Raw genomic sequence first — 24,822 nt, forward strand, 5'->3', positions numbered from 1 at the left:
GTCAGCTCTTCTCCTTCTTGGCGCCGTAGCGGCTGCGCGCCTGCTTGCGGTTCTTCACGCCCTGCGTGTCGAGCGACCCGCGGACGATCTTGTAGCGGACACCGGGCAGGTCCTTCACGCGACCGCCGCGGACCAGGACCATCGAGTGCTCCTGGAGGTTGTGGCCCACGCCCGGGATGTAGGCGGTGACCTCGATGCCGCTCGTCAGCTTGACGCGGGCGACCTTGCGCAGAGCCGAGTTCGGCTTCTTCGGGGTCGTCGTGTAGACGCGCGTGCACACGCCGCGTCGCTGCGGGCTGCCCTTGAGGGCGGGCGTCTTGGTCTTGACGACCTTGTCCTCCCGGCCCTTGCGGACCAGCTGCTGGATGGTGGGCACCCTGTCTCCGTCTTTTTCGATCTTGTGTGTCGGCTGGTGTTCCTCGGGACGCACCGCCCGTCGTGGGCGGCGCTCGACCCCGGCCGACCCACGAGGTCGGGCGTGTCGTTCGGTCGAGGTCCCGCGGCGGCGACGTCCTGTCACCTGGTCGCGGGCGCGCTCGTGTCAAGCGGACACGAGACTACCCGCCGCCTCTGGCAGTGGTCAAAACGAGGTGGGCGCCGGGACGGCACCCACCGGGGGGCCGCCCCTCCCCCGGTGGGGGGAGGGGCGACCCGGTGGCGGTCCTCAGCGGTAGTCGCTGCTGCCGTAGTCGAACTCCTCGAGCGGCACGGCCTGGCCGGAGCCCACGCCGAACTGCGCGTAGTCGACGTCGTCGTAGCCGGGCACCGAGTACATCTGCGCCTTGGCTTCCTCGGTCGGCTCCACCCGGACGTTGCGGTAGCGCGGGAGCCCCGTGCCGGCCGGGATGAGCTTGCCGATGATGACGTTCTCCTTGAGCCCGAGCAGCGGGTCGCTCTTGCCCTCCATGGCCGCGTTGGTCAGGACGCGCGTCGTCTCCTGGAAGGAGGCGGCGGACAGCCACGAGTCGGTCGCGAGCGACGCCTTCGTGATGCCCATGAGCTCCGGGCGACCCGAGGACGGCTGACCGCCCTCGGCCATGACCCGGCGGTTCTCCTCCTCGAAGCGCGCGCGCTCGACGAGCTCACCGGGCAGCAGCTCCGAACCGTTCTGCTCGATGATCGTCACCCGCTTGAGCATCTGGCGGACGATGACCTCGATGTGCTTGTCGTGGATCGACACGCCCTGGGAGCGGTAGACCTCCTGCACCTCGTCGACCAGGTGCATCTGCACCCGGCGCGGGCCGAGGATGCGCAGCACCTGCTTGGGGTCGACCGCACCCTGGACGAGCTTCTGCCCGACCTCGACGTGCGTGCCGTCCTCCACGAGGAGGCGCTGACGACGCGTCACCGGGTACTCGACCTCTTCGGCGCCGTCGTCGGGGGTGACGACGATCTTGCGGCCCTTGTCGGTCTCCTCGATGCGGGTGCGCCCCGCGACCTCGGAGATCGGCGCGTTCCCCTTGGGGGTGCGGGCCTCGAAGAGCTCGACCACGCGCGGCAGACCGTGCGTGATGTCACCGGACTCCGACGCGGCACCACCGGTGTGGAAGGTGCGCATCGTCAGCTGGGTGCCGGGCTCGCCGATCGACTGGGCCGCGACGATGCCGACGGCCTCGCCGATGTCGACGAGCTTGCCGCTGGCCAGCGAACGGCCGTAGCAGCGGGCGCAGGTCCCCACGCGGGACTCGCAGGTGAGCACCGAGCGGACCTTGAGGCTCTCCACGCCGCGCTCGACCAGGGCGTCGATGACGACGTCGCCCAGGTCGGACCCGGCCGGCAGGACGACCTCCCCGTCGACGACCACGTCGGTGGCCAGCGTGCGTGCGTAGACGCTGGTCTCGACGTCGTCGTGGCGGCGCAGGCTGCCGTCGGAGTTCTTCTCCGCGATGGGCATCGACAGGCCGCGGAAGGTGCCGCAGTCGTCCTCGCGGACGATGACGTCCTGGGAGACGTCGACGAGTCGACGCGTCAGGTACCCGGAGTCGGCGGTCCGCAGCGCGGTGTCCGCCAGCCCCTTGCGGGCGCCGTGCGTGGTGATGAAGAACTCACCCACGGTCAGGCCCTCGCGGAACGAGGCCTTGACCGGGCGCGGGATGATCTCGCCCTTCGGGTTGGCCATCAGGCCGCGCATGCCGGCGAGCTGACGCATCTGCATCCAGTTGCCTCGCGCACCCGAGCTCACCATGCGGTGGATCGTGTTGTGCGTCGGCATGGCCGCCTCGAGGTCCTTGGCGACGTCGTTGGTGGCCTGGGTCCAGATCTCGATGAGCTCCTGACGGCGCTCGTCGTCGGTGATCAGACCCCGCTCGTACTGCTGCTGGACCTTCTCGGCCTTGGCCTCGTAGGTCTCGAGGATGGCCTGCTTGTTCGGCGGCGTCACGACGTCGGCGATGGAGACGGTGGTGCCCGAGCGGGTGGCCCAGTGGAAGCCGGCCTCCTTCAGGGCGTCCAGCGTCGCCGCCACCTGGACCTTCGGGTAGCGCTCGGCGAGGTCGTTGACGATCGCGGAGAGCTGCTTCTTGTCCACGACGACGTTGACGTACTCGTAGTCCACCGGCAGCGTCTCGTTGAACAGCGCCCGCCCCAGCGTGGTCTCCACGTCGAGGTCGTCGCCCTGCTGCCAGTCCTCGGGCAGCGCCATGGCCGACGTCGGGACGACACCCGACAGGCGGATGCGCACCTTGGCGTTGAGGTTCAGCTGCTTGGCGTCGAAGGCCATGATCGCCTCGGCCAGCGAGGAGAACTGCCGGCCCTCCCCGGCCACGTCGTCCCGGTCGGCGGTCAGGTGGTACAGACCGATGATCATGTCCTGGGTGGGCATGGTCACCGGACGGCCGTCCGCCGGCTTGAGGATGTTGTTCGACGAGAGCATGAGGATGCGGGCCTCGGCCTGCGCCTCCGCGCTCAGCGGCACGTGCACGGCCATCTGGTCGCCGTCGAAGTCCGCGTTGAACGCGGTGCAGACGAGCGGGTGGATCTGGATGGCCTTGCCCTCGACCAGCTGGGGCTCGAAGGCCTGGATGCCGAGGCGGTGCAGCGTGGGCGCGCGGTTGAGCAGCACCGGGTGCTCGGTGATGACCTCGGACAGGACGTCCCAGACCACCGGGCGGGCGCGCTCGACCATGCGCTTGGCCGACTTGATGTTCTGCGCGTGGCTGAGGTCGACGAGCCGCTTCATGACGAAGGGCTTGAAGAGCTCCAGGGCCATCTGCTTGGGCAGACCGCACTGGTGCAGCTTCAGCTGCGGGCCGACGACGATGACCGAACGGCCGGAGTAGTCGACGCGCTTGCCGAGCAGGTTCTGGCGGAACCGGCCCTGCTTGCCCTTGAGCATGTCGGACAGCGACTTCAGCGGGCGGTTGCCCGGGCCCGTCACCGGCCGGCCGCGGCGGCCGTTGTCGAACAGCGCGTCGACGGCCTCCTGCAGCATGCGCTTCTCGTTGTTGACGATGATCTCGGGGGCCCCGAGGTCGAGCAGGCGCTTCAACCGGTTGTTGCGGTTGATGACGCGGCGGTAGAGGTCGTTCAGGTCGCTCGTCGCGAAGCGGCCACCGTCGAGCTGCACCATCGGGCGCAGGTCCGGCGGGATGACCGGGACGCAGTCGAGGACCATGCCCTCGGGGGAGTTCCGCGTGGTGAGGAACGCCGAGACGACCTTGAGGCGCTTGAGGGCGCGGGTCTTGCGCTGGCCCTTGCCCGTCGCGATGGTCTCACGCAGGGACTCGGCCTCGGCCTCGAGGTCGAAGCTCTGGAGGCGCTTCTGCAGCGCCGCCGCGCCCATGCCGCCCTCGAAGTATAGGCCGAAGCGCTCGCGCATGGCGCGGTAGAGCACCTCGTCGCCCTCGAGGTCCTGGACCTTGAGGGTGCGGAAGCGGTCCCAGATCGTGGCCAGGCGGTCGATCTCGGCGTCGGCGCGACGACGGATCTGCGCCATCTCGCGCTCGGCGGACTCGCGCACCTTGCGGCGCACGTCCGACTTCGCGCCCTCGGCCTCGAGCTCGGCGAGGTCCTGCTCGAGGGTCTTGGCGCGGGTCTCGACGTCGGAGTCCCGACGGTTCTCCACCTCGCGCTTCTCGACCTCGATCTGGGCCTCCAGCGAGGAGAAGTCGCGCTGGCGGGCCTCGTCGTCGACCGACGTGATCATGTACGCGGCGAAGTAGATGACCTTCTCGAGGTCCTTGGGGGCCAGGTCGAGCAGGTAGCCCAGCCGGCTCGGGACACCCTTGAAGTACCAGATGTGGGTGACCGGGGCGGCCAGCTCGATGTGCCCCATGCGCTCACGACGGACCTTGGCCCGCGTGACCTCGACACCGCAGCGCTCGCAGATGATGCCCTTGAAGCGCACGCGCTTGTACTTGCCGCAGTAGCACTCCCAGTCCCGGGTCGGACCGAAGATCTTCTCGCAGAAGAGCCCGTCCTTCTCCGGCTTCAGGGTGCGGTAGTTGATGGTTTCCGGCTTCTTGACCTCACCGTGCGACCACGTGCGGATGTCCTCCGCGGTGGCAAGCCCGATGCGCAGCTCGTCGAAGAAGTTGACGTCGAGCAACGGAATCTTCTTTCTGTCGTGTGTTCCGAGGTCTGACTGTGTCCGTGGAACCCCTCAGCAGGGGCCCCGTTGGCCGGCCGGTGGCGGAGGGGGGAGGGCTCGTGGCCCTCCCCCGCCCGCCGTCCGTCAGACCTCTTCGACGCTGCTCGGCTCGCGCCGGGCCAGGTCGATGCCCAGTTCCTCGGCCGCCCGGAAGACGTCCTCGTCGCTGTCCCGCATCTCGATGGCCATGCCGTCGGAGGAGAGGACCTCCACGTTCAGGCACAGCGACTGCATCTCCTTGATGAGCACCTTGAAGCTCTCGGGGATGCCCGGCTCGGGGATGTTCTCGCCCTTGACGATGGCCTCGTAGACCTTCACGCGGCCCAGCACGTCGTCGGACTTGATCGTCAGCAGCTCCTGCAGGGCGTAGGCGGCGCCGTAGGCCTCCAGGGCCCAGACCTCCATCTCGCCGAAGCGCTGTCCACCGAACTGCGCCTTACCACCCAGCGGCTGCTGGGTGATCATCGAGTACGGGCCCGTCGACCGGGCGTGGATCTTGTCGTCGACCAGGTGGTGCAGCTTCAGGATGTACATGTAGCCGACCGCCACCGGGTCCGGGAACGGCTCGCCGGAGCGGCCGTCGAACAGCCGCGCCTTGCCGTCGCCGCCGACGAGGCGGTCCCCGTCGCGGGTCGGGATCGTCGAGCTGAGCAGACCGGTGATCTCCTCCTCGCGGGCACCGTCGAAGACGGGCGTCGCGATGCGGGAGCCGGCCGGCGCCTCGCGGATCTCCTCCGGGATGAGCTTCGCCCAGTCCGGCTGACCCTCGATCTTCCAGCCGCGGCTGGCGATCCAGCCGAGGTGCAGCTCCAGGACCTGACCGACGTTCATCCGGCTCGGGACGCCGAGCGGGTTGAGGATCACGTCGACCGGCGTGCCGTCCTCGAGGAACGGCATGTCCTCCACGGGCAGGATCTTGGAGATGACGCCCTTGTTGCCGTGGCGCCCGGCGAGCTTGTCCCCGTCGGTGATCTTGCGCTTGTTGGCCACGTAGACGCGCACCAGCTGGTTCACGCCCGGGGGCAGCTCGTCGCCCTCGTCGCGGTCGAAGACCTTGACGCCGATGACGGTGCCCGTCTCGCCGTGGGGCACCTTGAGGGAGGTGTCGCGGACCTCGCGGGCCTTCTCGCCGAAGATCGCGCGCAGCAGGCGCTCCTCCGGGGTCAGCTCGGTCTCGCCCTTGGGCGTGACCTTGCCGACGAGCAGGTCGCCGTCGCGGACCTCGGCGCCGATGCGGATGATCCCGCGCTCGTCGAGGTCGGCCAGCACCTCCTCGGCCACGTTCGGGATGTCCCGGGTGATCTCCTCGGGCCCGAGCTTGGTGTCGCGGGCGTCGACCTCGTGCTCCTCGATGTGGATCGAGGAGAGGACGTCGTCCTGCACGAGGCGCTGCGACAGGATGATCGCGTCCTCGTAGTTGTGACCCTCCCACGGCATGAACGCGACCATCAGGTTGCGTCCCAGCGCCATCTCGCCGCCGTCGGTGGAGGGGCCGTCGGCCAGCACCGTCCCGACCTCGACGCGGTCGCCCTCGTTGATGACGACCTGCTGGTTGTAGGCGGTGCCGTGGTTGGAGCGGCGGAACTTCGCGACCTTGTAGGTCGTGGAGGTGCCGTCGTCGTTGCTGGTGGTGATCATGTCGGCGGACACGTCCGTCGCCACGCCGGCCTTGGTGGCCACCACGACGTCGCCGGCGTCGACCGCGGCGCGGAACTCCATGCCGGTGCCGATGAGCGGCGCCTCGGACTTCACCAGCGGCACGGCCTGGCGCTGCATGTTGGCGCCCATGAGCGCGCGGTTGGCGTCGTCGTGCTCGAGGAACGGGATCATCGCGGTCGCGACCGAGACCATCTGGCGCGCGGCGACGTCCATGTAGTCGACCTCGTCGCGCGGGACGAACTCCGTCTCGCCGCCCTTGGCGCGCACGAGGACGCGGGCCTCGGCGAAGCGGCTGTCCGCGTCGAGGGGGGCGTTGGCCTGCGCGATGACGAAGGCGTCCTCCTCGTCGGCGGTCAGGTACTCGACCTCGTCGGAGACGACCCCGTCCACGATCTTGCGGTAGGGGGTCTCGATGAAGCCGAACGGGTTGATGCGCCCGTAGGACGACAGCGACCCGATGAGGCCGATGTTCGGGCCTTCCGGCGTCTCGATGGGGCACATGCGGCCGTAGTGCGACGGGTGGACGTCGCGGACCTCCATGCCGGCCCGCTCACGGGACAGACCGCCCGGACCCAGCGCCGACAGGCGGCGCTTGTGGGTCAGACCCGCGAGGGGGTTGGTCTGGTCCATGAACTGCGAGAGCTGGCTGGTCCCGAAGAACTCCTTGATGGAGGCCACGACGGGACGGATGTTGATGAGCGTCTGCGGCGTGATGGCCTCGACGTCCTGCGTCGTCATGCGCTCGCGCACGACGCGCTCCATCCGGGACAGGCCGGTGCGGACCTGGTTCTGGATGAGCTCGCCCACGCTGCGCAGGCGGCGGTTGCCGAAGTGGTCGATGTCGTCGACCTCGACGCGCACGTCGACGGGCTGGCCGTTCTTGACGCCCGGCATGGTGACCTCGCCGGCGTGCAGCTTCACCAGGTACTTGATGGTGCGCACGATGTCGTCGACGGAGAGGACGCTGTCGCTCAGCGGCTCCTCGGTCCCCAGCTTCTTGTTCACCTTGTAGCGGCCGACCTTGGCGAGGTCGTAGCGCTTGGGGTTGAAGTAGAGGTTGTCGAGGAGGTTGCGCGCGGCCTCCTGCGTCGGCGGTTCGCCCGGGCGCAGCTTGCGGTAGATGTCCAGCAGCGCGTCCTCGACGCCGGAGGTGTGGTCCTTCTCCAGCGTGGAGATCATCGACTCGTAGTCGGCGAACTCCTCGCGGATCTGCGACTCGCTCCAGCCCAGGGCCTTCATGAGGACCGTGACCGACTGCTTGCGCTTGCGGTCGACGCGGACGCCGACGGTGTCGCGCTTGTCGATCTCGAACTCCAGCCAGGCACCGCGCGAGGGGATGATCTTCGCGGTCCAGGTGTCGCGGTCGGAGGTCTTGTCCGGCACGCGCTCGAAGTAGATGCCCGGGGAACGGACCAGCTGCGACACGACGACGCGCTCGGTGCCGTTGATGACGAAGGTGCCGCGGTCGGTCATGAGCGGGAAGTCGCCCATGAAGACCGTCTGGGACTTGATCTCACCGGTGTTGCCGTTGATGAACTCCGCGGTGACGAAGAGCGGCGCGGAGTAGGTGAGGTCGCGCTCCTTGCAGTCGTCGAGGGAGTACTTCGGCGGCTCGAACCGGTGGTCGCGGAACGACAGCGACATCGAGCCGGAGAAGTCCTCGATCGGGGAGATCTCCTCGAAGATCTCCTCCAGGCCCGAGGTCGTCGGGACGGCGAGGCCACCGTTGGTGGACGCCTCCACGCGGTCCTGCCACCGCTTGTTGCCGAGCAGCCAGTCGAAGCTGTCGGTCTGCAGGGCGAGGAGGTCGGGGACCTCCAGGGGTTCGTGGATCTTGCCGAAGGAGTACCGTCCCGAGACGGTGCGCGGCGACTGGTTGCCGATGTAGGTGCTGTTCGGTGCGGACGCTGGAAGCGAGGCAGCCAAGAGTGGTCCTTCCACGGGCCTGCGAACTCTGCGCGCTGCCCGCCCCGCTCGGTCGTTCCCACGGCGACGACCGGCTATATGACTCTGGGCAGCGCAAAACAACAGAGTACCCCCGGTGGGCACGACTGTCCAACCCCCGGATCGAGGCGATCCGGGCGCTGAGCGCCGGCGACCCCGGCTCCCCGACGACCTTGTCGGGGTGAGCGGGAGCCGTGATGACAACCGAGACGAGGATGTCCCCCCGGCGCCCTCGCGTCAAGGCGACTCCCCGCCCGTGTGGACGGCGGCCGGGACGGGGCCGGGAACGCCGCAGGGGCGGCCGGGCGAGAGCCCGACCGCCCCTGGGGCGTCGCTGCCCGGGTCAGACCCGGGCGGGGGTCACTTGAGGGTGACGGTGGCGCCGGCGCCCTCGAGCTGCGCCTTGGCCTTCTCGGCAGCGTCCTTGGCGACCTTCTCGAGGACGGGCTTGGGGGCGCCGTCGACGAGGTCCTTGGCCTCCTTGAGGCCGAGGGAGGTCAGCGCGCGGACCTCCTTGATGACGCCGATCTTCTTGTCGCCGGCGGACTCGAGGATGACGTCGAACTCGGACTGCTCCTCGGCAGCCTCGGCCGGGGCGCCAGCGGCGCCACCGGCGGCCGCGACGGCCACGGGGGCCGCAGCGGTGACGTCGAAGGTCTCCTCGAACTTCTTCACGAACTCGGAGAGCTCGATGAGGGTGAGCTCCTTGAACGCGTCGAGCAGCTCGTCGGTGCTGAGCTTCGCCATGAGGGCGGTCCTTCCTAGGGGTGGGGGTCCCGCGGTGAGCTGCGCGGGCAGGTGGTGGGCGAGCTGGACGCTCAGGCGTCCACGGTCTCGGCCGCGGGGGCCTCGACCGGTGCAGCCTCTGCGGGCGCGCCCGCAGCCTGCTTCTCCCGCAACGCTTCCACGGTGCGGACGGTCTTGGACAGCGGCGCCTGGAACAGCGCAGCGGCCTTCGACTGGGTGGCCTTGAGGACGCCGGCGACCTTGGACAGGAGCACCTCGCGGGACTCCAGGTCGGCCAGCGCCGTGACGTCGGCAGCGCTGATCGCGCGGCCCTCGAGCATGCCGCTCTTCACGATCAGCTGGGGGTTGGTCTTGGCGAAGTCACGCAGGCCCTTGGCCGCCTCGACCGGGTCACCGGTGATGAAGGCGATCGCGGAGGGGCCGGAGAGCTGCCCCTCGAAGGCCGTGACACCGGCCTCCTTCGCGGCGATGGTGGTCAGCGTGTTCTTCAGGACCGCGTAGGTCGTGTCGGGACCCAGCGCCGTGCGCAGCTGCGTGAGCTGCGCGACGGACAACCCCCGGTACTCGGTGAGCACCGCGGCGTTGGACTCCTGGAACAGAGCCGTGAGCTGCTTCACGGCGGCGATGTTCCTGGGCTTCGGCATGTGTGCCCTCCTTCCTCGTCTCGGGGGGAGCCGGCCGGGCCCCGAACGCACGAAACGCCCCGGCGCAGGTGCGCGGGGCGTCGGAGGGCAGCCTGGAGGCCGCGATCGAAGCTCGTTCACCTGCGCAGGTCGCCCGTGTCACGGGACCTTCTGCCACCTGCTCCTCGGGAGGGGCGGGCAGCGACCGGCGGTCTTCGGTACCGCTCCAGAGTACACGCCGTCACGGGGTGCCCGGACACGGACGCCGCAGGGGCGGGACCCCGGTGCGGGGTCCCGCCCCTGCGGGCGGTGCGGTGCGTCCTCAGACGGCGGTGGCCTCGCCGGTGAGGTTGCGGGTCAGGGTCGGGTCGACCGGGACGCCCGGGCCCATCGTCGTCGTGATGGTCGCCTTCTTGAGGTAGCGGCCCTTGGAGGACGACGGCTTCAGGCGCAGCACCTCGTCGAGCGCGGCGGAGTAGTTCTCGACGAGCTGGGTGTCGTCGAAGCTCGCCTTGCCGATGACGAAGTGCAGGTTGGCGTGCTTGTCGGTGCGGAACTCGATCTTCCCGCCCTTGATCTCGCTCACGGCCTTGGCCACGTCCATGGTCACGGTGCCGGTCTTCGGGTTCGGCATCAGGCCGCGGGGGCCCAGCACCTTGCCCAGGCGACCGACCTTGCCCATGAGGTCCGGGGTCGCGACGGCGGCGTCGAAGTCGAGGCGGCCCTTGGCGACCTCGTCGATGAGCTCGTCACCGCCGACGATGTCGGCGCCGGCGGCCTCGGCCTGCGCGGCGCGGTCACCGACGGCGAAGACCAGCACGCGGGCGGTCTTGCCGGTGCCGTGCGGCAGGTTGACGGTGCCGCGGACCATCTGGTCGGCCTTGCGCGGGTCGACGCCGAGGCGGAACGCGACCTCGACGGTCGCGTCGTACTTGACCGTCGACGTCTCGCGGGCCAGCTTGACCGCGTCGAGGGGGGCGTACAGCTCCTCGAAGTCGATCTTCTCGGCCGCTGCGCGGTAGGACTTGCTGCGCTTCACTTCTGCTCCTCGGGTGGGTTGAGGGTCGTGGTCGGACGGGCCGCGCGGGGCCCTGCCACAGGGGCGACCGGCCGGGTCCCGTCCCGGGTGGGGACGGGCCGGCCGGGAGGGGTCAGTCGGAGACGGTGATGCCCATCGACCGGGCGGTGCCGGCGATGATGCGGGCCGCCATGTCGACGTCCTTGGCGTTGAGGTCCTGCAGCTTCTGCTCGGCGATCTCGCGCACCTGGGCGCTGGTGAGGTTCGCGACCTTCTTCACGTGGGGCTCGCCGGAGCCCTTCTCCACGCCCGCGGCCTTCTTGATGAGCTCCGCGGCCGGCGGGGTCTTGGTGATGAAGGTGAACGAGCGGTCCTCGTAGACCGTGATCTCGACCGGGATGACGTTGCCGCGCTGCGACTCCGTCTGTGCGTTGTAGGCCTTGCAGAACTCCATGATGTTCACGCCGTGCTGACCGAGCGCGGGGCCGATCGGCGGGGCCGGGGTCGCCTGGCCGGCCTTGATCTGGAGCTTGATGAGCCCGGCGACCTTCTTCTTGGGGGGCATGAGCGATCCCTTCCTCGGTGCGTGAACGGCCCTTCGGTGCCCGCGGTTCGGGCGACGAGTGGTTGGAGGCCGTCGTCCAGTCTACGGGCTGGCGCCCCGTGCCCCGACATCGAGACCGCCCCCACCCCCGGCGGGGAGTGGGGGCGGTCCCGGCGGGGCGGGGCTCAGATCTTGGCGACCTGGTTGAAGTTGAGCTCGACCGGCGTCTCGCGCCCGAAGATCGAGACCAGCACGGTGAGCTTCTGCCGGTCCGCGGAGATCTCCGAGATCGTCGCGGGCAGGGTCTCGAAGGGGCCCTCCATGACGGTGACGGACTCGCCGACCTCGAAGTCGACGACCCGCGCCGGCGCCGACGCGGTGCCACCACCGGTCTCGGTCTTCTCCCCGGCCTTCGCCGTGGGCTGCAGGGTGGGGGCCAGCATCGAGAAGATCTCGTCGTTGGACAGCGGCACGGGCTGGTGGGTGTTGCCCACGAAGCCGGTGACCCCCGGGGTGTGGCGCACCGCGCCCCACGACTCGTCGGTCAGGTCCATGCGCACGAGCACGTAGCCGGGGATGCGGACCCGGCGCACGTTCTTGCGCGTCCCGTTCTTGACCTCGACGACCTCCTCCATGGGCACCTCGACCTGGAAGATGTAGTCCTCCATGTTGAGGCTGGTCATGCGGGTCTCGAGGTTGGTCTTCACGCGGTTCTCGTAGCCGGCGTAGGAGTGGATGACGAACCACTCGCCGGGCATGCGCCGCAGCTTCTTGCGGAACTCCTCGGCCTCGTCGACCTCGCCCTCACCGGCGTCGAGCACCTCGGCGACCCCGGCGGCCGGCGCGCCGAGCACGTCCTCCGCGTCCCCGGCGTCGTCGCCCGGGAGCTCGTCGTCGGCGTCGTCACCGCCGGTGGCGGCGGCGGGGACGTCCTCGAGCACCTCGGCGTCCAGGTCACCGGCCTCGTCGCCCTCGACCGCGCCGATCACGTCGGCGACGGGCACGTCGGGGGTGTCCGCGGCCTGCTCGTCGTCGGCTTCCCGGTCGGCCTCGGCGTCCGCCTGGACGTCCTCGGCGTCGTAGGACTGGGTCGCGTCGTACTGCTCGTCCGACTGGTCGTCGTCCGAGGGACCCCACTGCTCCGACACGTGCTGACCTGCTTCCTTCGGGATCGGGTACTCGCGCGCACCGGACCGGCGCGCGCCGAGGTTCGTCAGGACCCGAACACCAGCAGGACGAGCTTGCCGATGCCGTAGTCCAGCGCGGACACGAAGAGCATCATCACCACGACGAAGACGAGGACGACACCGGTGTAGCTCAGCAGGTCCCGGCGGCTGGGCCAGACGACCTTGCGCAGCTCCTCGACGACCTGGCGGAGGAACAGCAGCAGCCCGGTGCGCTTCCTGGCGTCGGCGGGCCCCGCCTCGGCCTTCGTCGTCTGGCTCACCTCGACTGCCCCGCTTCTGTCGTGTGCTCGTCTTCGTGCGGACGCGTCCACTGGGACACGGGTGGTGCTCGCAGGGCAGGAGGGACTCGAACCCACAACCGCCGGTTTTGGAGACCGGTGCGCTACCAATTGCGCCACTGCCCTGAGCGGATCGACCCGCCCCGCAGGGCACGCCTCACCACGGCGGTACCAGTACCGCCAGCACCACCATAGGTGACACCTGCCCCCGCAGTCGAACCCGTCCCGCCCGACCCGCGCCGCTCCCGGACCGGGGGACCCCGGGGGTGGGAGGATGAGCCCCGTGACCGCGCAGACGAGTCCCCCCGCCAGCACCGACGTCCGCCCCCGGGTCTCGGCCCGCATCGCCGGCATCGCCGAGTCCGCGACCCTGGCGGTGGACGCGAAGGCGAAGGCGCTGAAGGCGGCGGGGCGCCCGGTCATCGGCTTCGGCGCGGGCGAACCGGACTTCCCGACCCCGCAGGCCGTCGTCGAGGCGGCCGTCGCCGCCTGCACGGACCCGGCCAACCACCGCTACACCCCCGCCGGCGGGCTGCCCGCCCTGCGCGAGGCGATCGCGGCCAAGACGCTGCGCGACTCCGGCTACGAGGTCTCCCCCGGCCAGGTGCTGGTGACCAACGGCGGCAAGCAGGCCGTCTACGAGGCCTTCGCCGCGATCCTCGACCCCGGCGACGAGCTGCTGCTGCCGGCGCCCTACTGGACGACCTACCCCGAGGCCGCCCGCCTCGCCGGCGGGGTCGCCGTCGAGGTCTTCGCCGGCCTGGACCAGGGCTACAAGGTGACCGTCGACCAGCTCGAGGCCGCGCGCACCCCGCGCACCAAGGCGCTGCTGTTCAACTCCCCGTCCAACCCGACCGGCGCGGTCTACACCCCCGAGGAGGTCCGGGCCATCGGCCACTGGGCCCTGGAGCACGGGGTGTGGGTCGTCACCGACGAGATCTACGAGCACCTCGTCTACGACGGGGTGCGCGCGGCGTCGATGCCGGTCGAGGTGCCCGAGCTGGCCGACACCTGCGTCGTCCTCAACGGGGTGGCCAAGACCTACGCCATGACGGGCTGGCGGGTGGGCTGGCTCATCGGGCCCGCCGACGTCGTCAAGGGCGCGGGCAACCTCCAGTCGCACCTGACCTCCAACGTCGCCAACGTCTCGCAGCGGGCGGCGGTGCAGGCGCTGACCGGCGACCTGACCGCGGTGGCGCGGATGCGCGAGGCCTTCGACCGGCGGCGCCGGACGATGGTGCGGATGCTCGACGCCGTCGACGGCGTGGACTGCCCGCTGCCGCAGGGCGCGTTCTACGCCTACCCCAGCGTCCAGGGGCTGATCGGCAAGTCGTTGCGCGGCAGGGAGATCACCTCCTCCGCGGTGCTGGCCGAGCTCATCCTCACCGAGGCCGAGGTCGCCGTCGTGCCGGGCGAGGCCTTCGGGCCCAGCGGGTTCCTGCGGCTGTCCTACGCCCTGGCCGACGAGGACCTGGTGACGGGCGTGGAGCGGATCCAGGCCCTGCTCTCCGAGGTGCGCTGAGACCACCCCCCGCCCGGGGGGGCAGGCTCGGGGCATGGACTCCCCCACCGCCGTGCGGGTGCGCGGACTCGCCAAGCGCTACCCCGACGGCACGCTCGCCCTCGACGGCGTCGACCTGGACGTCGCCGCGGGCGAGTGCGTGGCGCTGCTGGGGCCCAACGGCGCGGGCAAGACGACGACGCTGGAGGTCCTGGAGGGGCACCGCTCGCGCGACGGCGGGGAGGTCTCGGTCCTGGGCGAGGACCCGGCCACGGCCGGGCTGGCCTGGCGGGCGCGGCTGGGGATCGTCCTGCAGGAGGCCACCGACGCCGGCGACCTCTCCGTGCGCGAGGCCGTGCGGCACTTCTCGGTGTACCACCGGGACTCCCGCGACCCCGAGGAGGTCATCGCCCTCGTCGGCCTGGAGGACGCCGCGCGCCACCGGGTGCGCACCCTCTCGGGCGGTCAGCGACGGCGGCTGGACGTGGCCCTGGGCATCCTGGGGCGGCCCGAGCTGCTGTTCCTGGACGAGCCGACGACGGGTTTCGACCCCGAGGCGCGGCGGCGCTCCTGGGACCTCGTGCGGGGGGTCCGCGCCGAGGGCACGACGATCGTGCTGACCACCCACTACCTGGAGGAGGCGGCGGCCCTGGCCGACCGCGTCGCCGTCCTCGTCGGCGGCCGGGTCGTGGAGACCGCCACCCCCCGCGAGCTGGGCGGCGCCTCGCGGCGGGGGGCCACGGTGCGCTGGACGGAGGGCGGCGTGCCCCGCAGCGAGCGCACCGACCGCCCCACGGAGGTGGTGCGGGGGCTCCTGGCGCGCCCCGAGCTCCTCGTGGAGGGGGAGGTCCCGGGGCTGGAGGTCCACCGGCCCACGCTGGAGGACGCCTACCTCGCCCTGGTGGACGGGGTGTCGGGCCGGTGAGCGGGACCACCGGCGGGCGTCCTGGGCGCACCCCCGCGCGCCCGTCCACGGCCCGCCTGGCCCGGGCCCGCGCCGGGCTGGAGGTCCGCCAGTTCGTCCGCGAGCGCGACGCGGTGGCGTTCGTGTTCGCCTACCCGATCGTCATGCTGGTCATCTTCGGCTCGATCTTCGGGGACCAGCCGCTGCCCGACGGGACCCCGTTCTCGCACTACTTCCTGGCCGGCGTCGTGGCCACCGGGATCATGCTCACGAGCTTCCAGAGCCTCGCCGTCGGCATCGCCGGCGAGCGCGAGGACGGCACCCTGAAGCGGTTGCGGGGCATGGCCGTGCCCGCGCTGGCCTACGTCCTGGGCAAGGTCGGCATGGTCCTGGCGACGTCCCTCGTGCAGCTGGTCCTGGTGCTGGCGGTGGCCCGCGTCGGCTACGGCGTGCCGCTGCCGGCGGACGCGACCCACTGGGCCCGGTTCGCGTGGGTCTTCGCGCTGGGCACCGTGGCCGGCACGGTGCTGGGGGTCGCGTTCTCGGCCGTGCCGCGCTCGGCGCGCTCGGCCACGGCCGTCGTCGCCCCGGTGGTCATCGTGCTGCAGTTCTTCTCCGGGGTCTTCTTCACCCTGACCTCCCTGCCGGGGTGGATGCGGGCGGTGGCGGAGGTCTTCCCGCTGAAGTGGATGGCGCAGGGCCTGCGGGCGGCGCTGCTGCCCGAGACCGCCGCGGCGGGCGAGCCCCGGGGCGGCTGGGAGCTGGGCACCGGGGCGGCGGTCATGGCCGCGTGGTGCGTGCTCGGCCTCGCCCTGTGCCTGCGCTCGTTCCGGTGGACGCGCAGGGACCGCTGACCAGGACGAACGACGCGGTGTGCTGGCAGACTCGCCGAGCGTGACACGCGCGGTCGAGTCCCTGCCCAAGGCGCACCTGCACCTGCACTTCACCGGGTCGATGCGGCCGGCGACGCTGCTCGACCTCGCCGAGCGGCACCGCGTCCGGCTGCCCGCCTCGCTCACCTCGCAGGCGATGATCACGTTGTCCCCCGACGAGCGGGGCTGGTTCCGGTTCCAGCGGCTCTACGACGCCGCGCGGGCCTGCGTCCGCACCCCCGACGACATGCGCCGGATCGTGCTGGAGGCGGCGGCCGACGACGCCGCGGAGGGCTCGCGCTGGCTGGAGCTGCAGGTGGACCCGACGTCCTACGCGGTGCACGTCGGGGGCATCACGCCCGCGCTGGAGATCGTGCTGGAGGCGGCGCGGGACGCGACGGCGCTGACCGGGTGCTCGGTGGCGGTGGTGGTGGCGGCCAGCCGCACCCGGCACCCGCTGGACGCCCGGACGCTGGCGCGCCTCGCCGCGCGCCACGCCGGCGAGGGCCCCGGCACGGTCGTCGGCTTCGGGTTGTCCAACGACGAGCGGCGCGGGGACACCGCGGAGTTCGCCGGGGCCTTCGACATCGCCCGCGACGCCGGCCTGGCCTGCGTGCCCCACTCCGGGGAGCTGCTGGGGCCCGGGCACGTCGAGCAGACGCTGCGCGAGCTGCGCCCGGACCGGCTGGGGCACGGCGTGCGCAGCGGCGAGGACCCCGGGGTGCTGGAGCGGGTGGTGGCGGCCGGGGTGGCGCTGGAGGTGTGCCCCACGAGCAACGTGTCCCTCGGGGTCTACCCCGACCTCGGCCGGGTCCCGCTGCGGCAGCTGGTGTCCGCCGGGGCGACGGTGGCCCTGGGCGCGGACGACCCGCTGCTGTTCGGGCCCCGCCTGGCGGCCCAGTACCGCAGCGCGCGCGAAGACCACGGCTTCGACGACGAGGGGCTGGCCGGGCTGGCCAGGGCGTCGATCAGCGCGTCCCGGGCGCCGGTGGCGGTGAAGCGGGCGCTGCACGCGGAGGTGGACGACTGGCTGGCGGGTTCCTGCGACGAAGGCGCCCCGGAACGGCTCGCGGTGTGATTGACTCAATGAGTTGACTCATTGACTCCTGGAGGATCCGTGTCCGGTCCGGCCGTGGTGGTGCTCCCCCTGCTCCTGTTCCTCGTGGCCGCCGTCGCCGTGGGGGCGGTGGTCCTGTCCCGGCGGGTCCCCTCGCACGAGCTGACCGCGCCGGTGGTGCGCGCCCAGCGGCGGGGTGGCGTCGTGGCCGCGATCGCCCTGGTCCTGGCCGTGGCGCTCGTCGCCCTCGGTCTCTCCCTCCCCGCGACCAGCCTGCCCCGCACCCGGCTCATCGCCGTGGCCCCGCTCGCCGCCGCCGCCCTGCACGCCGCCGTGCTGCTGGCCGGGGAGCTCAGCTGGCCCCGGCCCGCCCAGCGGGTCCGCTCGGCGCGGCTGGCCGTGCGGACGGTGCGGGCCGACGCCCCGCGCGGGATGGTCCGGCTGTTCACCGCGAGCTGCGTCCTCGCCTGGGCGGTCTGCGTCGTGGGCACCGTGCTCGCCGACGACTCCGGCCGGGCGATCGGGTACGCCGACGGGGTGGCGTCCGGCAGCGCCGGGCCCTTCCCCGGCGCGTTCTACGCCGGTCCGGTCGCCCTCGCCGCCGCGGTCGTCGTGGCCCTGACCTGGGCCGTGCTGCTGCGGGTCCCCCAGCGCCCGGCCGTCCCCGGCGCCGACGCCGCCACCGACGGGGCGCTGCGCCGGGCCGCGGCCCACCGGGCGCTGCGCGTCTCGACCTCCGCCGTCCTCGGCACGACCGCGGCGCTCCTGGTCACCGGCGGCGGCGCCGCGCACGGGATGGGCGGGCAGTGGGGCGAGCAGGTCGGCGACGTCCTGGTCTGGCACGACGTGGGTCCCGGCCCGGTCTGGGACGCCGTCGCCGCCGGCGTCGCGGTCACCGGCGGCCTCCTGCTCCTCGCCGCGCTCGCCGTCCTGCTCGTCCCGGCGCGGGGGGTGCCCCGGTGAGCGAGCTGCGCGTCGTCGTCGACACCCGCTCCCCCGTCCCCGCCTACGAGCAGGTCCGCGAGCAGATCACCGCCCTGGCCACCACCGGCGCGCTGCGCGAGGGCGACCGGCTCCCGGCGGCCCGGGCGCTCGCCGCCGACCTCGGCCTGGCCGTGGGCACGGTGCAACGGGCCTACCGCGAGCTGGAGGCGGCGGGGACGGTGGCCTCCCGGCGCCGGACCGGCACGGTGGTGACCGCGCGGGTCACCGTCGAGGAGGACGTGCGCTGGGCCGCGGAGGGCTTCGTCGAGCGCGCGCTCAGCTCCGGTCTGAGCCCGGAGCAGGCCCTGGACGTGGTCCGGGCCGCGCTCGTCAGCGTGGGGCGGAGCCGGGACCGGGCCTGAACCTCAGAGGGAGGCGCCGACGAGCACGGGCTCGTTGACCAGCCGGATCCCGAACCGGTCCTGCACCCCGTCGGCGACGGTGCGGGCCAGGGCCAGCAGGTCCGCCGCGGTCGCGGTGCCGCGGTTGGTGACGGCCAGGGTGTGCTTGGTCGACAGCGTCGCCGGGCCGGGCGCGCCGAAGCCCTTGCCGAAACCCGCGCGCTCGATGAGCCAGGCCGCGGAGGTCTTCACCCGGCCCTCCCCCGCCGGGTAGCGGGGCGCGTCGGCGGGCAGCCGGTCGGCCTCGTCCACCGCCAGCAGCGGGTTGGTGAAGAACGACCCCGCGCTCCACGTGTCGTGGTCGCTGAGGTCGGCCGGGTCCCACACCATGCCCTTGCCCGCGCGCAGGGCCAGCACGGCCTCGCGCACCGCGGCCGCGGGGGCCCGGTCCCCGACCGCCACGCCGAGGCGGCGGGCGAGCTCGGGGTACCTCACCTCCGAGGCGGCCTCGCGCAGCGGGAACTGGAACGTCACGTCGAGCACCACGTAGCGGCTCTCGCGGTGGGGGCCGTGCAGGGCCACCCGCGAGGTCTTCAGCAGCGAGCTGCGGTAGGCGAACTCCAGCTCCGCCGCGGCGAACGTCCGCTGCCGGCGCTCCACGCGGTCCCAGGTGCGGACGGTCTCGACGGTCTGCGCGACCTCCTGGCCGTAGGCCCCGACGTTCTGCACGGGGGTGGCGCCGACGGTGCCGGGGATCCCGGACAGCGCCTCCACCCCCGCCCAGCCGCGGCGCACGGCCGTGGCGACGAAGTCGTCGAAGGGGTGCCCGGCCGCCACCGTCACGACCCCGCCGCCGCAGGCGTCCTCGGAGGCCAGGGTCGTCCCGCGCGTGGCGATCCGCACGACGGTGCCGTCGAAGCCGGCGTCGGCGATCAGCAGGTTCGACCCCCCGGCGATGAGGAGCAGGGGTTCCCCCGCGGCGTCGGCGGCCGAGACCGCCTCGACGAGCTCGGCGTCCGTGGTGGCTTCGACGACGCGTCGGGCGGGACCCCCGACGCGCAGGGTGGTCAGGTCGGCGAGCGCGCGGGTCACGAGGACAGCTTGCCCTCGGCCTCGCGCCGGCCTGCGCCCAGGGCCACCCCGTCGGCGTGCGGCTCGGCCGCGGAGGCGACGAACAGCGCGACGACCGAGGCGACGGCCGCGGCGGTGACGGCGTGCACGACACCGGTCCGGTCGGCCAGCAGCCCCAGCAGCGGCGGCCCGGCGAGGAAGGCCGTGTAGCCGACGGAGGAGACGACGCTGACCCGCACGGCCGCGCTGGCCTCCTCGTCCCCGGCCGCGCTCATGCCGGTCGGGAACCCCAGCGCCGCGCCCAGACCCCACAGCAGCGCCCCGGCCATCGCCACCGCGACGTTCGGGGCGAGGACGAAGACGCCGACCCCCGCGGCCGCGACGGCGGCGCTGAGCCGCAGCGCGGGGACCCGGCCGAAGCGGTCCAGCAGCTGCGGCCCGAGGAGGCGCCCGCAGGTCATGGCCACGACGAAGACGGTGTACCCGGCGACGCCCACGGAGTGCGCGGCGCCGTGGCCGTCGACCACGCCGAGGGCGAGCCAGTCGTTGGCGGTGCCCTCGACGAAGGCCACGCACAGCACGAGCAGGCCGATGAGCAGGGTGCGCGGTTCCCGCCACGCCTGCCCGAGGCTGATGCCGGCCGGCTCCCCCGCCCCGGCCTCCGGGGCCGGTTCCCCGAGGAACGAGCGCGTCGCGAGCACGGTCCCCGCCACGGCCAGGACCGCGACGGCGCACAGGTGCGCCCAGGTCGGGACGCCGAGGGCGAGCAGCAGGACCGCCAGGCCCGCGGACGTGACCGTCCCCAGGCTCCAGGCGGCGTGGAAGCGGGACATGATCGCCCGGTCCAGGCGCCGCTCGACGGCGGAGCCCTCGACGTTCATGGCCACGTCCCACGAGGCGACCCCGGCCCCGGCCACGACCAGGCCCACCGCCGCGGGCACCACCGAGCCGAGCCCGTCGACGGCGACGGAGACGAGCAGCAGCCCGAGGGCGACGGTCACCGCGCCGCCGAGGACGGTGCGGGCGCGGCCCAGGCGCAGCACGACGGCGCCGGCGATCGGCATCGCGACGACCGAGCCGAGGGAGAAGGCCAGCAGCAGGACGCTCATCCCGCTGTTGGACAGGCCGAGGGTGTCGCGGACCGAGGGGATCCGGGAGACCCAGGCCGACATGAACGCGCCGTTGAGGACGAAGGCCGCGTAGACGGCCGTCCTCGCGCGCAGCGCTGCGGGCGAGGGTGCGCTCACGGCAGGCGCACGAGGGCCCGGGCCCGCCCCAGGACCTTGGCGCCGGCGTGGGTCACGGCGAGGTCGACCTCGACGGTGCGCGCGGTCTCGTCGCGGGAGACGACCCGGCCGGCGACCTCGACCACGGCGGGCGCGTCGGCGGGGACCACGACGGGAGCGGTGAACTTCGTGCCGTAGGAGACGACGGCGCGGGGGTCGCCGGCCCAGTCGGCGACGACGGAACCGGCGAGGCCCATCGTGAGCATCCCGTGGGCGATGACGTCGGGCAGCCCCACGGAGCGCGCGGTGGCCTCGTCGAGGTGGATCGGGTTGCGGTCCCCCGAGGCCTCGGCGTAGGCGCGCAGGTCCTCGCGGGACACCTCGTAGTGGGCGACGGGGAGCTCGTGGCCGACCTCGACCTCGTCGAAGATCACGACGCCTCCTCGGCCCGGACGACGAGCATCGAGGTGACCGTCGTGACGGGCGTGCCGTCGGCGAGGGTCAGCTCGGTGCGGGTGGTGACCATGGCGTTGCCGCGCACGACGCGGACCCTGTCGACGTGGACCTCGGCGGCGATCTCGTCACCGGCCACGACGGGGCGGTGGTGGCGGAACTGCTCCTCGCCGTGCACGACGCGGGAGAAGTCGATGCCCGCGGCCGGGTCGGCGATGAACTGCTGCTCGGCGGCCTGCGCCAGGACCACCGCGAAGGTGGGGGGCGCCACGACGTCGGGGTGCCCGAGCTCGCGGGCGGCGGCCGCGTCGTGGTGGCTGGGGTGGGCCGCCCGCACGGCCCGGGCGAAGGCCCGGACCGCGTCGGCGGTCACCGTGGTCGTCCCGCGGGCCGGGTAGACGCGCCCCGCGAAGGACTCGTCGACGTTGACGGTCGTCACTGGGCGGTGCTCCCCGGCTCGGGTACGGACGTGCTGGAGGTCAGCGGGTCTCGCGGTGCGTGGTCTTCTTGCCGCAGCGCGGGCAGAACTTCGCCAGGTCCAGGCGGTCGGGGTCGTTGCGGCGGTTCTTCTTGGTGATGTAGTTCCGCTCCTTGCACTCGGTGCAAGCCATGGTGATCTTCGGGCGGACGTCGGTGGTCTTGGCCACGGCGGGTGCCTCTTCCTCGGTCGTCTGGAGCTGTCGTCGTACTGCGGACGGGCGGTCGCGCGCCGCGATCGCCCACCAGGGTACGCGACGCGCGGGAAGCGCCCGGACGCGCGACGAGCGGCCGCCCCCGGAGGGGCGACCGCTCGGTGCGTGTCGTGCGCTGTAGCGAGGGCCGGACTTGAACCGGCGACACAGCGATTATGAGCCGCTTGCTCTACCAACTGAGCTACCCCGCCGCGTCCGGCGGGCCCAGCCGCCGGCTGCGAGCCCCGATCGAGGATTGAACTCGAGACCTCTTCCTTACCAAGGAAGTGCTCTACCACTGAGCTATCGGGGCATTGCCTGTCGTGCTGCCGCGCGTACGGCCGGTGAAGACCTTACACGCCACGACCCGGTGCCGTTGACCGGCACCGGGTCGCGACTCGCGACGTGGCGGGTGATGGATTCGAACCAACGTAGGCTACGCCGGCGGATTTACAATCCGCTCCCTTTGGCCGCTCGGGCAACCCGCCAGTGCCACCAGCGAGCTGGTGACGGGTGAGACGATAGCAAGACAACGGCGGTGCTCGGAAACCGAGCCCCCACGAGCCCCAGGAGGAACCCCCGCGTGCCCAGCGAGTCGTCGTTCGACGTCGTCAGCAAGGTGGACCGCCAGGAGGTCGACAACGCCCTCAACCAGGCCGCCAAGGAGATCTCCCAGCGCTACGACTTCAAGGGCGTCGACGCCGACGTCCGCTGGAGCGGGGAGACGATCCTCATGGTCGCCAACTCGGAGGACCGGGTGAACGCCGTCCTCGACGTGCTGCAGACCAAGCTCATCAAGCGCGGGGTCTCGCTCAAGGCGCTGGACACCTCCGAGCCGGCCGCGTCGGGCAAGGAGTACCGGATCACCGCCGAGCTCAAGGAGGGCCTGGCCCAGGACGTCGCGAAGAAGATCGGCAAGATCATCCGCGACGAGGGCCCGAAGGGCGTCAAGACCCAGGTGACGGGCGAGGAGATGCGGGTCAGCTCCAAGAACCGCGACGACCTCCAGGCGGTCATCGCGCTGCTCAAGGGCGCCGACCTCGACGTCGCCCTCCAGTTCGTCAACTACCGCTGACGTGGGGCTCCCGCTGCGCCGCCGGGCGGTCCTCGGCCTCGCGCTGGGCGGTAGCGCCCTGAGCGCCTGCACCGGCGGCCCGGCGGAGCCCGCGCCGAGCACGACGACCGCCGCGAGCCCGACGGCCACGCCCACGGCCACCGCCGCGGGCACCCCCGACGCCGCGACCGATCCCTCCTTCGTGCCGGCCGGTCTGGACGCCTCCCAGCGCACCGAGTACCGCTTCGGCGACCACCACCGCCAGGTCAGCGACCTGTGGCTGCCCGTCGGCGGGCACCGCGACGCGATCGTCGTCGTGGTGCACGGGGGCGGGTGGGACGCCGCGACGGACCGGCGGAACCTCAACGACCTCGTGGCCGACCTCGTCGGCGACGGCTGGCCCGTCCTCAACGCCGACTACCGCGGCAACGGCGACGGCGGCGGCTGGACGGGGACGTTCACCGACGTCGCCACCGCCGTGGACATGGCCGCCGAGGCCGCCGACCAGCAGTCGCTGCCCGCCGACCGGGTCTGCTTCGTCGGCCACTCCGCCGGCGGCCACCTGGCGATGTGGGCGGCGGCGCGGCGCGGGCTGCCCGCCGGGGCCCCGGGCGCGGACCCGCGCGTCGTCCCCGCGTGCGCCGCGTCGATGGCCGGGGTGCTGCACCCGACCCCGCTGGGGTTCGAGGGCGGCGACGTCAACGTGACGACCCTCTTCGGCGGGACGCCCTCCGAGGTCGACGACCGGTACGCGATCGGCGACCCGACCCGGCGGGCGCCCTACGGCTTCCCGCTGTTCGTCGCCCACGGCACGGCCGACCTGACCGTCCCGTCCTCGCAGGCCGAGGCGTTCGCGGGCGCGGCCACCGGGGCCGGCGACGCGGTGGAGCTGCACCTGCTCGACGGGGTCCCGCACGAGGACCCGCAGGACCCGGACGGCCGGACGTTCCCGCTGTTCCGGACCTGGCTGGAGGCCACCCTCGGCTAGCGGCGGTAGCCGGCCAGGGCCTCCAGGCGGGCGATGCGCTCGGCCATCGGGGGGTGGGTGGAGAACAACCTCGCCACGCCCTGCCCGCGGAACGGGTTGGCGATCATCATGTGGCTGGAGTTCACCAGCTCCCGCTCCGGCGGCAGCGGGAGCTGCCGGGTGCCGAGCTCGAGCTTGCGCAGCGCCGAGGCCAGGGCCAGCGGGTCGCCGGTGAGCCGGGCGCCGTCCTCGTCGGCGTCGTACTCGCGGGTGCGCGAGATCGCCAGCTGGATGACGCTGGCCGCCAGCGGGGCCATCAGCGACAGCAGCAGCAGGGCGAGGGGGTTGGCCCGCTCCTCCCCGTCGCGACCGCCCCCCAGCGCGGAGCCGAAGAACACCCCGAACTGCGCGATCGAGGTGATGACGCCCGCGAGCGCCCCCGCGACCGAGGACGTGAGGATGTCGCGGTTGTAGACGTGCATGAGCTCGTGGCCCAGGACCCCGCGCAGCTCGCGCTCGTCGAGCAGCTGGAGGATGCCCTCGGTGCAGCAGACGGCGGCGTTCTCGGGGTTGCGGCCCGTGGCGAAGGCGTTGGGCGCCATGGTCGGGGACACGTAGAGCTGCGGCATCGGCTGGCGGGCGGCGGTGGAGAGCTCGCGCACGATCCGGTGCATCCCCGGCTGCTCGGCCTCGGAGACCGGCCGGGCGCGCATGGCCCGCAGAGCCAGCCCCGCGGAGTTCCAGTAGCTGTAGGCGGAGGTGGCCAGGCCGATGACGACGAAGACGAGCAGCACGCCGGGGCTGCGGAACGAGGACGCCAGGAAGGCGCCGATCAGCAGCAGCACGCCCCAGATCCCGCCGAACAGCACGGCCGTCTTGAGCCCGTTGTGGTGCCGGTGCATCGCGTCCCTCCCTCCGCCGTGGAACCTCACCCGGTCCAACGCCGCCGGCCGCGCGCGCGTTCCACCCCCCGCCCGGTGGCGGGAGGGGCGGAAGTGGTTGCGTCACCGGGGTCGACTGTGAGTGACTGCCGGTGGCGTTGGAGCGTGGGACGTGGGGCGACGGGGCACCGCGCGTGCGGAGGACGACGGAGGTGCGCGTGGGCCTGCACAGCGGGGCACCCTCCCGCGGGG

23 protein-coding genes and 4 tRNA genes are annotated in these 24,822 nt (G+C 72.5%); 8 read left to right on the top strand and 19 right to left on the bottom strand.

Going from position 1 to position 24,822, the window contains the following annotated elements:
• Position 1 precedes the first annotated feature (1 nt).
• The 10 genes from rpsL to KRAD_RS07740 form a co-directional block, all read right to left on the bottom strand.
• Positions 2-376, bottom strand: coding sequence for a 30S ribosomal protein S12 (gene rpsL, locus KRAD_RS07695; RefSeq protein WP_012084987.1), 375 nt, complete (start codon positions 374-376; stop codon positions 2-4).
• 288 nt (positions 377-664) lie between these two features.
• A complete protein-coding gene (locus KRAD_RS07700) occupies positions 665-4,546 on the bottom strand; it encodes a DNA-directed RNA polymerase subunit beta' (RefSeq protein WP_012084988.1) in 3,882 nt (1,293 codons plus the stop codon).
• Positions 4,547-4,672: 126 nt separating this feature from the next.
• Positions 4,673-8,173, bottom strand: coding sequence for a DNA-directed RNA polymerase subunit beta (rpoB, locus tag KRAD_RS07705; RefSeq protein ID WP_157873824.1), 3,501 nt, complete (start codon positions 8,171-8,173; stop codon positions 4,673-4,675).
• A 378-nt stretch (positions 8,174-8,551) separates the two neighbouring features.
• Positions 8,552-8,938: a 50S ribosomal protein L7/L12 gene (gene rplL / locus KRAD_RS07710; protein WP_012084990.1), complete on the bottom strand. Its 387-nt coding sequence runs from the start codon at positions 8,936-8,938 to the stop codon at positions 8,552-8,554.
• Between the two features lie 71 nt (positions 8,939-9,009).
• A complete protein-coding gene (rplJ, locus tag KRAD_RS07715) occupies positions 9,010-9,582 on the bottom strand; it encodes a 50S ribosomal protein L10 (RefSeq protein ID WP_012084991.1) in 573 nt (190 codons plus the stop codon).
• 301 nt (positions 9,583-9,883) lie between these two features.
• Positions 9,884-10,600 (bottom strand): 50S ribosomal protein L1, encoded by a 717-nt coding sequence (rplA, locus tag KRAD_RS07720; protein ID WP_012084992.1) that lies wholly within the window; start codon positions 10,598-10,600, stop codon positions 9,884-9,886.
• A gap of 112 nt (positions 10,601-10,712) precedes the next feature.
• A complete protein-coding gene (gene rplK / locus KRAD_RS07725) occupies positions 10,713-11,144 on the bottom strand; it encodes a 50S ribosomal protein L11 (RefSeq protein WP_012084993.1) in 432 nt (143 codons plus the stop codon).
• A gap of 164 nt (positions 11,145-11,308) precedes the next feature.
• On the bottom strand, positions 11,309-12,271 hold the full coding sequence (gene nusG / locus KRAD_RS07730; RefSeq protein ID WP_012084994.1) for a transcription termination/antitermination protein NusG: 963 nt from the start codon (positions 12,269-12,271) through the stop codon (positions 11,309-11,311).
• Between the two features lie 65 nt (positions 12,272-12,336).
• Positions 12,337-12,570, bottom strand: coding sequence for a preprotein translocase subunit SecE (gene secE, locus KRAD_RS07735; protein ID WP_012084995.1), 234 nt, complete (start codon positions 12,568-12,570; stop codon positions 12,337-12,339).
• A 71-nt stretch (positions 12,571-12,641) separates the two neighbouring features.
• Positions 12,642-12,714: transfer RNA gene (locus KRAD_RS07740), tRNA-Trp, on the bottom strand.
• A gap of 148 nt (positions 12,715-12,862) precedes the next feature.
• On the opposite strand from KRAD_RS07740, the gene KRAD_RS07745 reads away from it, so the two are divergent.
• The 6 genes from KRAD_RS07745 to KRAD_RS07770 are packed head-to-tail and all read left to right on the top strand — an operon-like array spanning position 12,863 to position 18,268.
• Positions 12,863-14,110 carry a pyridoxal phosphate-dependent aminotransferase gene (locus KRAD_RS07745; protein ID WP_012084996.1) on the top strand — a complete coding sequence of 416 codons (1,248 nt, stop codon included), beginning with the start codon at positions 12,863-12,865 and terminating at the stop codon, positions 14,108-14,110.
• A gap of 34 nt (positions 14,111-14,144) precedes the next feature.
• Positions 14,145-15,014 (top strand): ABC transporter ATP-binding protein, encoded by an 870-nt coding sequence (locus KRAD_RS07750; RefSeq protein ID WP_012084997.1) that lies wholly within the window; start codon positions 14,145-14,147, stop codon positions 15,012-15,014.
• Positions 15,011-15,847 carry an ABC transporter permease gene (locus KRAD_RS07755; RefSeq protein ID WP_012084998.1) on the top strand — a complete coding sequence of 279 codons (837 nt, stop codon included), beginning with the start codon at positions 15,011-15,013 and terminating at the stop codon, positions 15,845-15,847. Before KRAD_RS07750 ends, KRAD_RS07755 begins: the two co-directional genes overlap by 4 nt.
• 40 nt (positions 15,848-15,887) lie before the next feature.
• Positions 15,888-16,943, top strand: a complete 1,056-nt coding sequence (locus KRAD_RS07760; RefSeq protein WP_049821110.1) for an adenosine deaminase — start codon at positions 15,888-15,890, stop codon at positions 16,941-16,943.
• A gap of 39 nt (positions 16,944-16,982) precedes the next feature.
• Positions 16,983-17,885, top strand: a complete 903-nt coding sequence (locus tag KRAD_RS07765; RefSeq protein WP_012085000.1) for a hypothetical protein — start codon at positions 16,983-16,985, stop codon at positions 17,883-17,885.
• Positions 17,882-18,268 carry a GntR family transcriptional regulator gene (locus KRAD_RS07770; RefSeq protein WP_012085001.1) on the top strand — a complete coding sequence of 129 codons (387 nt, stop codon included), beginning with the start codon at positions 17,882-17,884 and terminating at the stop codon, positions 18,266-18,268. Before KRAD_RS07765 ends, KRAD_RS07770 begins: the two co-directional genes overlap by 4 nt.
• Before the next feature lie 3 nt (positions 18,269-18,271).
• On the opposite strand, the gene KRAD_RS07775 is transcribed toward KRAD_RS07770, so the two are convergent.
• From KRAD_RS07775 to KRAD_RS07810, 8 genes are all read right to left on the bottom strand, one after another.
• Entirely contained in the window at positions 18,272-19,339 is a 1,068-nt protein-coding gene (locus KRAD_RS07775) for a UDP-N-acetylmuramate dehydrogenase (protein ID WP_012085002.1), read from the bottom strand.
• Positions 19,336-20,565, bottom strand: a complete 1,230-nt coding sequence (locus tag KRAD_RS07780) for an MFS transporter (RefSeq protein ID WP_012085003.1) — start codon at positions 20,563-20,565, stop codon at positions 19,336-19,338. Before KRAD_RS07780 ends, KRAD_RS07775 begins: the two co-directional genes overlap by 4 nt.
• Positions 20,562-20,978, bottom strand: coding sequence for a MaoC family dehydratase (locus tag KRAD_RS07785; protein ID WP_012085004.1), 417 nt, complete (start codon positions 20,976-20,978; stop codon positions 20,562-20,564). Before KRAD_RS07785 ends, KRAD_RS07780 begins: the two co-directional genes overlap by 4 nt.
• The gene (locus tag KRAD_RS07790) at positions 20,975-21,436 is read right to left on the bottom strand and encodes an FAS1-like dehydratase domain-containing protein (protein WP_012085005.1); all 462 of its coding nucleotides are present in this window, start codon (positions 21,434-21,436) and stop codon (positions 20,975-20,977) included. Before KRAD_RS07790 ends, KRAD_RS07785 begins: the two co-directional genes overlap by 4 nt.
• A gap of 40 nt (positions 21,437-21,476) precedes the next feature.
• On the bottom strand, positions 21,477-21,644 hold the full coding sequence (gene rpmG / locus KRAD_RS07795; RefSeq protein ID WP_012085006.1) for a 50S ribosomal protein L33: 168 nt from the start codon (positions 21,642-21,644) through the stop codon (positions 21,477-21,479).
• Between the two features lie 163 nt (positions 21,645-21,807).
• Positions 21,808-21,880, bottom strand: a tRNA-Met gene (locus KRAD_RS07800).
• A gap of 29 nt (positions 21,881-21,909) precedes the next feature.
• Positions 21,910-21,981: transfer RNA gene (locus KRAD_RS07805), tRNA-Thr, on the bottom strand.
• A gap of 93 nt (positions 21,982-22,074) precedes the next feature.
• A tRNA-Tyr gene (locus KRAD_RS07810) sits at positions 22,075-22,156 on the bottom strand.
• A gap of 95 nt (positions 22,157-22,251) precedes the next feature.
• On the opposite strand from KRAD_RS07810, the gene KRAD_RS07815 reads away from it, so the two are divergent.
• Positions 22,252-22,743: a YajQ family cyclic di-GMP-binding protein gene (locus KRAD_RS07815; RefSeq protein WP_012085007.1), complete on the top strand. Its 492-nt coding sequence runs from the start codon at positions 22,252-22,254 to the stop codon at positions 22,741-22,743.
• 1 nt (position 22,744) lies between these two features.
• Positions 22,745-23,710, top strand: coding sequence for an alpha/beta hydrolase family protein (locus KRAD_RS07820; protein WP_012085008.1), 966 nt, complete (start codon positions 22,745-22,747; stop codon positions 23,708-23,710).
• Here KRAD_RS07820 and htpX read toward each other — a convergent pair.
• Positions 23,707-24,591: a zinc metalloprotease HtpX gene (htpX, locus tag KRAD_RS07825; RefSeq protein WP_012085009.1), complete on the bottom strand. Its 885-nt coding sequence runs from the start codon at positions 24,589-24,591 to the stop codon at positions 23,707-23,709. The two genes, KRAD_RS07820 and htpX, sit on opposite strands and share 4 nt — an antisense overlap.
• Positions 24,592-24,822: the final 231 nt, after the last annotated feature.

Source organism: Kineococcus radiotolerans SRS30216 = ATCC BAA-149, assembly GCF_000017305.1.
GTDB lineage: Bacteria > Actinomycetota > Actinomycetes > Actinomycetales > Kineococcaceae > Kineococcus > Kineococcus radiotolerans.

Bases quoted from the DNA above. Each gene is read 5' to 3' on its own strand.
- rplL (WP_012084990.1), bottom strand. From the start codon at position 8,938: ATGGCGAAGCTCAGCACCGACGAGCTGCTCGACGCGTTCAAGGAGCTC.
- rplJ (WP_012084991.1), bottom strand. From the start codon at position 9,582: ATGCCGAAGCCCAGGAACATCGCCGCCGTGAAGCAGCTCACGGCTCTG.
- rplK (WP_012084993.1), bottom strand. From the start codon at position 11,144: ATGCCCCCCAAGAAGAAGGTCGCCGGGCTCATCAAGCTCCAGATCAAG.
- KRAD_RS07745 (WP_012084996.1), top strand. From the start codon at position 12,863: ATGAGCCCCGTGACCGCGCAGACGAGTCCCCCCGCCAGCACCGACGTC.
- KRAD_RS07750 (WP_012084997.1), top strand. From the start codon at position 14,145: ATGGACTCCCCCACCGCCGTGCGGGTGCGCGGACTCGCCAAGCGCTAC.
- htpX (WP_012085009.1), bottom strand. From the start codon at position 24,591: ATGCACCGGCACCACAACGGGCTCAAGACGGCCGTGCTGTTCGGCGGG.